This is a genomic window from Geomonas sp. (assembly GCF_056994735.1).
This window is the reverse complement of record NZ_JBXKJL010000333.1, coordinates 17,667-29,630: the sequence shown is the minus strand read 5'-3', so window position 1 is coordinate 29,630 and position 11,964 is coordinate 17,667. Positions and strand designations below refer to the sequence as shown.

Annotated in this window: 8 protein-coding genes; 6 read left to right on the top strand and 2 right to left on the bottom strand. The window is 60.7% G+C overall.

All coding sequences use genetic code 11. The features are described from left to right. The 5 genes from AC11W3_RS14485 to AC11W3_RS14465 all read left to right on the top strand — a co-directional run. The coding region (locus tag AC11W3_RS14485; RefSeq protein ID WP_484093232.1) for a PSP1 domain-containing protein at nucleotides 1-831 on the top strand (831 nt) is incomplete at its 5' end. Further along, nucleotides 831-2,360 carry a methionine--tRNA ligase gene (metG, locus tag AC11W3_RS14480; protein ID WP_484091349.1) on the top strand — a complete coding sequence of 510 codons (1,530 nt, stop codon included), beginning with the start codon at nucleotides 831-833 and terminating at the stop codon, nucleotides 2,358-2,360. The genes AC11W3_RS14485 and metG, both read left to right, overlap by 1 nt. Before the next feature lie 669 nt (nucleotides 2,361-3,029). Further along, nucleotides 3,030-3,524, top strand: coding sequence for a hypothetical protein (locus AC11W3_RS14475; RefSeq protein ID WP_484091348.1), 495 nt, complete (start codon nucleotides 3,030-3,032; stop codon nucleotides 3,522-3,524). A 139-nt stretch (nucleotides 3,525-3,663) separates the two neighbouring features. Next, a complete protein-coding gene (locus AC11W3_RS14470; RefSeq protein WP_484093231.1) occupies nucleotides 3,664-8,985 on the top strand; it encodes a C10 family peptidase in 5,322 nt (1,773 codons plus the stop codon). A gap of 26 nt (nucleotides 8,986-9,011) precedes the next feature. Further along, nucleotides 9,012-10,217: a hypothetical protein gene (locus AC11W3_RS14465; protein WP_484093230.1), complete on the top strand. Its 1,206-nt coding sequence runs from the start codon at nucleotides 9,012-9,014 to the stop codon at nucleotides 10,215-10,217. Nucleotides 10,218-10,344: 127 nt separating this feature from the next. Here the strand turns inward: AC11W3_RS14465 and AC11W3_RS14460 are convergent, their stop codons facing one another. Beyond that, on the bottom strand, nucleotides 10,345-10,935 hold the full coding sequence (locus tag AC11W3_RS14460; protein ID WP_484091345.1) for a YdcF family protein: 591 nt from the start codon (nucleotides 10,933-10,935) through the stop codon (nucleotides 10,345-10,347). 265 nt (nucleotides 10,936-11,200) lie between these two features. Between AC11W3_RS14460 and rpmB the strand changes: the two genes are divergently transcribed. Further along, nucleotides 11,201-11,392, top strand: a complete 192-nt coding sequence (gene rpmB / locus AC11W3_RS14455; protein ID WP_324081611.1) for a 50S ribosomal protein L28 — start codon at nucleotides 11,201-11,203, stop codon at nucleotides 11,390-11,392. Nucleotides 11,393-11,462: 70 nt separating this feature from the next. Here rpmB and AC11W3_RS14450 read toward each other — a convergent pair whose 3' ends face one another. Beyond that, nucleotides 11,463-11,846, bottom strand: a complete 384-nt coding sequence (locus AC11W3_RS14450) for a RidA family protein (protein WP_484091344.1) — start codon at nucleotides 11,844-11,846, stop codon at nucleotides 11,463-11,465. Nucleotides 11,847-11,964: the final 118 nt, after the last annotated feature.

Genomic DNA, 11,964 nt, shown 5'->3' with positions numbered 1-11,964 from the left:
AGCATAGGACATGTCGTGGCAGGCCCCATCGAGGTGGATGACTCGCTGGTACCCGAAGGGATGAAGCAGCTCCAACGGCTGGCGGAGTCGGCTGACCTCGCCGCCCTGGCCGCCAACACCATGAAGGAGAAGGAAGCGCACAAGTTCTGCCTGACCCGCATCAAGGAGCGGGGGATGGACATGAAGCTCGTCAAGGTCGAATACCTCTTCGACGGCAGCAAGGCGATCTTCTACTTCACCGCCGATGGCAGGGTCGATTTCCGCGAACTGGTCAAGGACCTGGCCCACGCCTTCCACACCCGCATCGAGATGCGCCAGATCGGGGTGCGTGACGAATCCAAGATGGTCGGAGGAATCGGGATCTGCGGCAGGGAGCTCTGCTGCTCCTCGTATCTCCGCGAATTCGAGCCGGTCTCGGTCAAGATGGCCAAGGAGCAGAACCTGGCGCTCAACCCCAGCAAGATCTCCGGCCAGTGCGGCAGACTTCTTTGCTGCCTCTCCTACGAGTTCGACACCTACTGCAGCCTGAGGAAAGGGCTTCCCAAGTGCGGCAAGAGGGTGCAGTGCGGTTGCGTCGACGGCGAGGTGGTCAAGGTCAACGTGCTGCAGGGGACGGTCACGGTGAAGACCTCCGATGACAGCCTGGTGCACTTGAAGGGCGACGACATAAGCCCGGAGAACGTAACCGATAAAGTGAAGAAACCGCAGGGCAAGGGAGAGGTGCAGAGCCCGCAGGAGAGCAAGGCCAAGGCTGCCCAGGCGGCCAAGCAGGCGCGCCGCGACCGCAGGCCCCAGGACGTAAAGGAAAGGAAAAAGGAGAAACCATCATAATGAAACCGGCTTTCTACGTCACCACCCCGATCTACTACGTAAATGACGTCCCGCACATAGGCCACGCCTACACCACCCTGGCGGCCGACGTGCTCGCGCGCTACAAGCGGCTGATGGGTTTCGATGTCTTCTTCCTGACCGGCACCGACGAGCACGGGCAGAAGGTGGAGAAGGCGGCCAATGCTGCCGGAGAAACCCCGCTGGAACTCGCCGATCGCGTCATGAAGCGCTTCCAGTCGCTCTGGGAGAAGCTGGAGATCTCCAACACGGACTTCATCCGGACCACCCAGGAGCGCCACAAGAAAGGGGTTGCCGAGTTATTCGAGAGGGTGATGGAGAAGGGCGATATCTACCTCGGTGAGTACGAGGACTGGTACTGCACGCCGTGCGAGACCTTCTGGACCGAGACCCAGCTGATCGACTTCAAGTGCCCTGACTGCAACAGGCCGACCGAGAAGCTCAAGGAGGAGTCCTACTTCTTCAGGATGAGCAAGTACCAGGACCAGCTTCTGGCACACATCGAGGCCAACCCGGACTTCATCCAGCCGAAGTCCCGCCGAAACGAGATCATCTCCTTCGTCAAGGAAGGCCTGAGGGACCTCTCCGTTTCCCGCACCACCTTCCAGTGGGGGATCCCGGTCCCGGGCAATGACAAGCACGTGGTCTATGTCTGGTTCGACGCCCTGACCAACTACATAACCGCCCTCGGGTACCCGGACGAAGCCGGCAACTTCAGCAAGTACTGGCCCGCCGACGTCCAGCTGATCGGCAAGGACATCCTCAGGTTCCACACCGTCTACTGGCCGACCTTCCTCATGGCCGCGGGGCTCCCGATCCCCAAGAAGGTTTTCGCCCACGGCTGGTGGACCATCGAAGGGCAGAAGATGAGCAAGAGCCTGCAGAACGTGGTCGAGCCCAACATGCTGATCGAGAAGTACGGCGTCGACGCGGTCCGCTACTTCCTGCTGCGCGAGGTCCCCTTCGGCCTGGACGGCGATTTCTCCCACGGCGCCCTGATCCACCGCATCAACTCGGACCTGGCCAACGACCTCGGCAATCTCCTCAACCGTTCCACCGCCATGCTGGGGAAATACTTCGGCGGCGTGCTGCAGCAACCGGGCGAGGAAACCGAGCTCGACAAGGCTTACCGCGAGAAGACCATCGCGATGGTTTCACAGGTCGACGGCCACTTCGAAGACCTCGCCTTCAGCAAGGCCCTGCAGTCGATCTGGGAAGTGATCTCCGCCGGCAACAAGTACATCGACGAGGTCGCTCCCTGGACGCTCGCCAAGGACCCGGCCCTGAAGGACCGGCTGGCGACGGTCATGTACTACATGCTCGAATCCCAGAGGATCGTCTACTACCTCCTCTCCGCCTTCATGCCGAAGACCTCCGAGAAGGGGCTTGGCTACCTGGGGATCACCGAGCCAGCCAGCCGCGAAGGCCTCGCCTGGGGCGGCCTGAAAGCAGGGACCACCGTCAAGAAAGCCGAGCCGCTCTTCCCGAGGATCGAGGAGAAGCCGGAGTAGCGAGATCCTGGCAACCACACTCTTACCCGAAGGGACCTCGAAAGAGGTCCCTTTTTTGTTGGCACCGCGACTATCCGGACCCGCCTTCGCGCCGCCCCACTTCCGGGACTGCTGGCAGTAACGCCGTCTGCCACCGTGGAAGGCCGGATATTTCCATAAAATTTGTAGTCCCTCCCATTTGACATCAATTTCCGGCAGGATAAACTGTCCATGACCTTCAGCTTTTTCGTATACAGTCAATCATTCGCACTTTTTCCCGCATAAAAGAGCCGAGACAACCAATCATTTATTATTACAGGTGGAACACATAATGAATGACACAGCATTCAACTCTCTAAACTTGTGCCTATGCCATGCGCTCAAACAGCATGGACAGAAAACCGCGAACCCTGCTTCAGACATCCGCTCTTTTTACAGGGCCTTGCTCAAATTTCCGATACCCTCCTCCCGGTAAGTCATCGCTGTAATAAGGTAAGGCGGCAGTCAGGACACGAGCTTTGACCGCGTCTATGCCTTACCCGGCGAGAACTCACGCCTATTATGCCTGCAAGGGTCATCCTCGACCTTGCACCTGCTGCTATCTCCTCCCCTTCCCCCCTGCGATCGGCGTACACCGCGGAGTACTACTTCAAGCCCCACCCTCTTGTATCCGGCACACCGAGGAGAATGATGGGACAGGCAACGGCGGACCTCAGGATTGTAACTACAGTATTGCTGTTGCTCTGGGGCCTTTTCCCTCCAAGAAACAGCTACCCTTCCGAAGCTCTCACCATCTGCCAACCCGGGTCTTACACCACTCTCAGCAGGCTCTTTGACTACTGCGGCCTTCCCGCCGAGTGCGGCGGCACTCTCAGATGCGAAGGCAAGACGGCAGTGGTCAAGGGTAGCATCGACTACGACAACGTCTTCGAGAAAAGGAGTTCCCCTCAGCTTCCTTACGAGAAGTTCTTTCTCAGGGGCGGAAGCGGCCAGGTAGTGGAAGTTCTTGCCACCGCAACCAACAACAAAGCCCTTTTCGACAAGATATTCATGGCGCGAAAAGACGGGAAAGAGGAGGTGTACGTGACAGGAATCATCAGGGGGATAGACCAGCCCATCATGGGAACGTGCCGCAGAGGTATTCGACTGGAGAGCGACAGTCCCGACGACATCGAGTTCAGATAGTGGCGGACCCAAAACCCGGGAGAGCATGCCTCAATCCTGCCGCGTCAATGATTGAGTCCATGGCTGATCAGGAGGAATCTCGAGCTGGCAGCAACGAAAAGCTCCGGTTTTATCTAAGAAAGTTGTTACGGGAGGAGGTATGAAGAAGGGTCTACTACTAGCCATCTTCGTTGTCTCGCTATTTCTTTGTTGTCTGCCAAATGATGTCATGGCAGGAGGGGTTGCCCTTGACAGGGCGAAAGCGGTAGCGCAGAACTGGTTGCACAATTCCATGTCGGATACGAGTCTTGGCATCAGCGCCGAGTACAAGATCATCGGCGAGGAGCCGATTCTTTTCAACGAAAAGACGGTCGGTTACAACTTCCTTCTTTCTCCGGCTGGCCACATCATTGTCCCGTCACGGGATGAGCTTCCCGTGGTGAAGCTGTACTCCTTCACCACCACCGTCTCCATGGCGGATAATTCCGAGGTGGCGCAGTGGATCTCGGAAGAACTGTCTCTGCTCAATGAAAGTCTTGATGATCATGCTTCGGAACTGGCTACAGTCGACTACTCCAAGACATTCAACGGCCGGCTGTGGGGGATCTTCGCTAGGGACGAGGCCGAGTTCTCCCAAAACCGCGATCAGTTGCAGACGGAAAGCGTAGTATCCCTGGGGCCGCTGCTCTCCACCACCTGGAATCAAGGGAGTCCCTACAACCTTTACACCCCTTTGTGGTACGACGGACAGGCCACTGTCACCGGTTGTGTGGCCACCGCCGCCGCCCAGATCATGAAGTACTGGAATTACCCTCCCACCGGCCAGGGGTCGACCTCCTATACCTGGAATGACGGATCGGTCAACAGGACTCTCGGCACCGACTTCAGCCAGAGCACCTATCGCTGGAGCGACATGACCAGCACCTACGGCCCTACGAGCACCTCCTCCCAGAGAGACGCCGTCGCAAAGCTCATGGTCGATGTCGGAATCGCCTTCCACATGAGCTACGGCAAGTCGACCTCCAGCGGCTCCTCGGCGGCCACCCTCGAGGGCGCCGCCGTTTTCCCCAACTATTTCCGCTACAAGAACACCGCCCACGCCGTCTACCGCTCCAGTTACCCCTCGGACAGCGCCTGGATGCAGGTCTTCAAGGGCGAACTCCAAAACGGCCGCCCCAGCCAGCTGAGGATCAGGGACCCGAGGGCCGGCGGGCATTCCATCGTGATCGACGGCTACCGCGACTCCCCGTCGGAGCAGATCCATCTCAACCTCGGGTGGAGCGGCAGCTATGACGGCTGGTACGTCTCCAACAACATCAATACCGGCTCCTACAGCTGGAGCGACGTCAACTACCAGGCCGCTGTGGTCGGGATCGAACCCGCCACCGTCACGACGACCCCGGCGGTGAGCACCAAGCCGGCCACCAACGTTGCGTCCGCGGGAGCCAGTCTGAACGGCACCGTTACCCCGAACGGCGTCGAGGTTTCGGCATTCTTCCAGTACGGGACCACCACCAGCTACGACAATTCCACCTCCCCGTCATACATCGGGTCGGGGAGGGACGAAGTTCCGGTGGGTGCGGACGTTGACGGCCTGACCTGCGGCGGGATCACCTACCATTACCGAATGGTCGCCTCCACCGCCAGCGGCACCCGGTACAACGGCAGCGACATCACCTTCACCACCGGCGCCTGCACCCAGACACCTCCCACGGTGACGACCCTGGCAGCCACCGGCGTGGGACAGGGGAGCGCAACCTTGAACGGGACGGTCACCCCCAATGGGGCCGCAGCGACGGCACGTTTCGACTACGGGACCACCACCAGTTACGGCAGTTCGACCACGCCGCTGTCGGGGATCATCAGCCAGCTGTCTGTCGCCGCCAGCATCAGCGGCCTGACCTGCGGCGGAATCACCTATCACTTCCGTGCCGTGGCCACCAACAGCGGCGGCACCACCAATGGCGCCGACCAGACCTTCACCACGGCGCAGTGCGCCCAGCTTCCCCCCACGGTCACCACCGGCAGCGCCACAGCCGTAGCCCAGGGGAGCGCCACGCTGACCGGGACGGTGAACCCCAACGGATCGGCGTCCTCAGCTTATTTCCAATACGGCAGGACCGCCGGCTACGGCAGCACGACCACTACGCAGGGCATCGGATCCGGCACCAGCGCCGTGCCCCTGACTGCTCCGGTCAGCGGGCTTTCCTGCGGTGGCGTTACCTACCACTTCCGCGCGGTCTCCACCAACGGCGGCGGACCGAGCTACGGACAGGACGCCACCTTCAGCAGTGGCGCCTGCCCGGACATCGACCCCAATCCCTTCACCTTCACGGCGCAGACGGATGTCCCGCTCAGCACGGCGGTCACCTCCAATGCCGTCGTAATCTCCGGGATCGATGCCGCCGCACCGATCAGCATCACCTCAGGAGGCAGCTATTCGATCAATGACGGAGCCTACGCCACGGCGGCGGCTACCGTCAATAACGGCGACACCGTCAGGGTCCGTCTCACCTCATCTCCCAACTATTCCACGGACACCACGAAAACCCTGACCATCGGCGGCGTCTCCGGGACTTTCAGCGCAACGACCATCGCCGACGGCGGCAGGGCGAACATCCTCCTCAACCCCGGCTTCGAGTCCGGCGCGCTGGAATGGAGTTCCTACAGCAGCGGAGGCTACCAGCTGATCACCAATCTCACCCAGGGCGGCAACAACGGCAGCGACTGGTTCGCCTACCTGGCAGGCGGCGACAACCTGACGGAAAGCGTGCACCAGGATGTCGCCATCCCCTCCACTGCCACCGCCGCCACCCTCAGTTTCTACTACTACATTTTCACCGACGAAACGACGATCTCCACGGTCTATGACACCATGAATGTCCAGCTCCTGGATCCCACGTCAGGTTCGATCCTGGCAACGCTGAAGACCCTCTCGAACCTCTCGGCCACCACGGACTGGACAGTGAACCAGCCGATTGACCTGATGGCCTACAGAGGGAGGACGGTGCGAGTAAAATTCATCGCCGCCACCGACTCTTCGGCCCAGACGATGTTCCTGGTAGACGACGTGGCACTGACGGTGACCACAGGCAACACGACTCCGCCGACCGTGGTTTCGACAACACCGGCCAACGGAGCAGGGAACATCCCCCTCAACAGCCTGGTCACGGCCACCTTCAGCAAGGCCATCACCCCTTCCACCCTGACCACCTCGACCTTCGGCGTAAGCCCGTCGCTGAGCGGGACGGTCAGCTATGATGCCACCAGCATGACAGCCACGTTCACCCCTTCGACGACGCTGGCGCCTGGCACCCTCTACACGGCTTCCGTCACGACCGGCGTCACGGATGTCTCCGGCAACGCCTTGGCTACCGCCAGGAGCTGGAGTTTCACCACCACCTCGGGCGCTGTAGCGACCAACCTGCTGGCCAACGGGGACTTCGAAAGCGGCCGGGTGGCCTGGGCGGAAAGCAACAGCGCCGGCAACGCGAACATCAACCTCAATACCGGCCTCGGGCATAACGGCAGCAACTGGTACATCTACACCGGAATCGTCCACAGCCTGGTCTCAGCGACCTACCAGGACGTGACCATCCCCAGCGGGGCCACCGAGGCCTACACCCGGTTCTGGTACCGGATAACCTCGGATGAAAGCAGCACTACGACGCCCTGGGACAAGATGGAGGTGCTGATCCAGGATCCCTCCAACGGCGCCACGCTGCAGACCCTGAAGAGCTTCAGCAATCTCGACAAGACGACCGGCTGGGTAGAAAGCGCACGGTACGACCTGATGGCCTACAGGGGCCAGACCGTAAGGCTCAATTTCTACGTCACCACCGACAGTTCCGTGTCCACCGGGTTCAGGGTAGATGACGTCACGGTCGCCGTTACCCAGTCCACAGTAGATGTCGATCCACCGACGGTAACGGGATTCGTGATGCCGGCAACTTCAACGACCCTTGCCGTGCCGATCACCACTCTCACGGCGACCGACAACGTCGGGGTTACCGGATTCATGGTTACCGAAAGCGCCACCACTCCGCCGTCTTCGTCCTCCGGCTGGCTGGCCGCTGCGCCCACCACCTTCACCTTCGCGAGCTCCGGGAGCAGGACCGCCTACGCCTGGGCCAAGGACGCCATCGGCAACGTCTCCGCGGCGGCAACGCAGACGGTATCGATCAGCGGCGGCAGCGTCCCCGGCGCGCCGAGGAACGTGACCGCGGCCGGCGGCGCCTCTCTGGCAGTGATCACCTTCACGGCTCCGACCTCCGATGGCGGCAGCGCCATAACCGGCTACACCGTGACCTCGTCTCCGGGGAGTATCACAGCCACCGGCACCGCGAGCCCCATCACCGTCACCGGTCTTACCAACGGCACGGCCTATACCTTCACGGTAACCGCCACCAACGCCATCGGTACGGGAGCGGCATCGGAGGCATCGGGCGCAGTCACGCCGTCTACCGTCGCGCCTCCGGCACTTTCCGTCTCCACGCTCCCCGACGGCTCGGTCACCAACAACGCGACCTTGAACGTCACCGGCACCGTCACTTCCGGCAACGGGATCAAGAGCCTCACGGTCAACGGGAGAGGTGTCACCGTCGACACCGGTGGCGGCTTCTCTACCGCTTTGACACTGCAGGAAGGAGGAAACACCATCTCGGTAGTTGCCACCGACAACGTCGACCAGAGCACCACCGATACCAGGACGGTAATGCTGGACACAACCGCTCCGAGCCTTACCGTGTCGGTCCCCGCTGACAACTCCTACGTCAAATCCACGGCTCTTACCATCACCGGCACCATCAATGAGGCCAGCATCGGCTCGGTTACAGCAACGGTAGGGACCTCGGCTCCGCTGACCGCCTCCATTGCCAGCGGCAGCTATACCGTCACGGTCAACCTCGCTGCCGGCAGCAACACCGTCAACATCGTGGCCATCGACCTCGCCGGAAACAGCACCACGATGAAACGGACCATCACGGTCGACGCGGTTAAGCCGGAGCTCTCCGTCACCGACCCGGGCCAGGATATCACCATCCACACCTCCAGCTACCTGCTGAAGGGTACCGTCGGCGATACCTCGACCACTGCCATCACCATCACCGCCGACGGCAAGAGCTACACCCCGACCGCGGCATCCGACGGCACGTTCCAGCAGCAGATCACCTTCAGCGCCGAAAACACTTTTGCCGTGGTGGTGGCCGCCGCAGATGCCGCCGGCAACACCTCGACCGTGCAGCGGAACTTCATCTACACGCTCGCCAGAAGCGGTGACATCGACGGCGACCAGGCGGTCACTGTCGCTGATGCCCTGCTGGCCCTGCAGATCGCTCTCGGCAACGTGACGGTGACACCGGTACAACTAACCCGCGGCGACGTCGCCCCTCTGGTTTACGGCGCCCCGCAACCGGATGGCGCCATCGATGCCGGCGACGCGCTGGTCATACTGGAGAAGAGTGTGAACCTGGTCACCTGGTAGGGAAAATAACTGGCAAGGGGTGCACAATGAGACTGAACGACTCACTGAAGATGATGACAACGATGATTGTCTTAGCCTTCCTCGGTGCCTGTGGCGGTGGGAGCAATGGCACATCCCCGAGCGCCGGCACATCCCCGAGCACCGGCACACCCCCGAGCACTGGCACACCCCCGAGCTCCGGCGCATCCCCGAGCTCCGGCACCACCTCGACTTCCACAGTCAGCGGCACCGCCTCGAAGGGGTTGATCAAGAACGGGACGGTGAAGATCTACTCAGCCAACACCGACGGCAGCAAGGGGACCCTGCTGGCCACCGCCGCCACCGACAACCTGGGTCGCTACAGCGCCACCGTGACCAACTACACCGGGTCGGTGATCATCGAGGCGACCGGGAATTACACCGATGAAGCAACCGGCCAGTCCATGACCATCGACGCCGCAAATCCGCTTTCGGCCGCCGTGGCCTCCGTCTCCAACAGTAACGTCAGCGTTGCCGTCACACCATTGACCGACCTTGCCTACCATAACGCGCTGGCAGCCGTTGCCGGCGGGACAGCCATCGCTAACGCCATCACCAGCGCCAACAGTCAGGTCTCGAGTCAGTTCTCGCTGGACATAACCACTGTTCAGCCTGTCGATGCCACCAACGCAACCCTGCAGACCGCTACGGCCGAGGCACGTTCCTACACCCTTTACCTGGCGGGGATCTCGCAACTGGCGATGGACAGCAGCAAGTCCGTCTCCCAGATCGTCGACGACCTCCACTCAGCCGGTACGGGAGCCGGCACCAGAATCCTCACCTCCGTGAACACCTTCCTGGCCAGCAACACCAACAACCTGACCGGCTACAAGAGGCTGCCGGTGACGCTGTCCCTCGCAGGGCTGACCACCCAGAAGGTAGGTGCCCTCGACTTCACCATCGCCTTCCCCGCCGGCGTCCTGGTCAATGTCGATGAAAGCGGAGCCCTGGCCCCCTGCGAGTACAACCTCGGCAATTCGACCACCATCAACCCGGTTACTGCGGTCACCAAGTACACGGAGGCCTCGGGGAGCACGCCGGCAAGGGTGCGGATGATCATCCTCAACACTGCCCTGCTGTCGAACGGTCAGGTGGGGGTACTGCAGCTGAACGCGCCAAACGCAGTGCAGGCAAGCGGATTCACGGTGGAAAGCGTGGTGGCAAAAGATAAATATGGAGCCATCATCACCGGCGTCACCTTGAGCGCCCAGTAACCATCATCCCGCGTCAAGGCAGGGTCGGGATGAGGTAACCGTATAAGAGAAAAGGGGTCCAGCCTTTGCTGGAACCCCTTTTCACTGGTAACTTACTTGACGCTCCGACTCGAAAAAGCCTCGAGATCTACACCCCCACCGGGATCGGCCTCAGTTCGCCCGGGGCGATGAGGAAGAAGAAGCGGAAACCGCAGTACTTGTAGAATTCGGTGAAGAGGAGCTTGAAGCTGCCGCTATGACTCCACCAGTCCTCCTTGAGGTTCCTGGAATCGACGGGATGCGGGTAGATCGCGATGTCCTTGTCGAGGGCGTTCCTGAAGATCAGGGTGGCACGCTTCATGTGATAGCGGGAGGTGATCAGCTTGACCGAGGTGATCTTGTGCCTGACGATGAGGTCGCGGGCGTAGATGGCGTTTTCCACGGTGTTGCGTGAGGCCTTGTCTAAGAAGACCCTGTCCGAGCGATCCCCCCGGTAAAGCTCATTCTTCTTCACCAACGGGTCGACGCCGATCAGCAAAAGGACCCGCCCCTGTCCGCCCCGGAAAAGCCTGACCCCTTCTTCTATACGCCCGCGTCCGCCGGTGAGGACGACTATGGCATCGGCCTGGACATCCCGCGGGGAAAGGGAGAAGGTCTTGTAGACGAAATCGACGAAGAGCACGCCGACGATCAGCACCAATAACAACAGCAGGGACAACAGTCCCTTTAACAGACTCATGATTCACACCTTCTCTTTTAAGCTCCCTTGGCAGGGGGTGCGTCACACGCCGGTAAGGCTGCACCATATGAACGAGTAGCAGAATATCCCATATGGCGGCTGAAGGGCGAGTAATTATTCTCCCCTACGCCAGGTAAGAGGGGACTTCATGATCGCGGGGCAGTAAAAGACAGTTCGGCTCTCCGAGCCTTAGATTTTTACTTGCATCGCTGCACTTCATCTGCTATAAGTTACGACTTCAGTAAACACCGGAGGGTAGAAAGAAATGTCCAGAATATGCGAGATATGCGGTAAAGGCCCTAGCTTCGGGAATAACGTCAGCCACGCCAACAACAAAACCAGCAAGATTTGGCGCCCGAATCTGCAGAAGATCAAGGCCGTGAGGAACGGTACCGTCAGGAGCATCAAGGTCTGCACCCGCTGCATCCGCTCCGGACACGTACAGAAGGCCCTCTAGTCAAGACTTTCTGCAAAGAACCTAAAGCCGCTGCGCTCAACGCGCCAGCGGCTTTATTTTTGCCTTCAGCCTACCCGCAGTAAGCGGTGATCTCGATCTCCACCTGTGCGCCGCGCGGCAGCCCCTTGACCTCGACCGTCGAACGAGCCGGCGGATTGTCGGTGAAGTGGCGGCCGTAGATGGCGTTGACGGTCGCGAAGTCCGCCATGTTGGCCAGGTAGATCACCGTTTTCACCACGTCCCCGAAGCCCAGTCCCGCCGCAGCCAGCAGCGCCTCGATATTCTTCATGACCAGTTCGGTCTCGGCCTCGACCCCGCCCTGGCGCATCTCGCCGGTTACCGGATCGAGGGCGATGGCGCCGGAGAAAAAGACGAAACCTCCCGCCTTGACTCCCTGCGAATACGGCCCGATCGCCTTGGGGGCGTTCTCGGTGCTGATGATTTCCTTATTCATGGCATCCTCCTGAAAATCGGCGTTCCTGCCGCTATGTTCGCGCCCGGGAGGGCGCTCCTACGGGTTTTCATAAGGGCGCCGTCTTGCAGGTGGCAGCGGCCCTCACCATTCACCATTC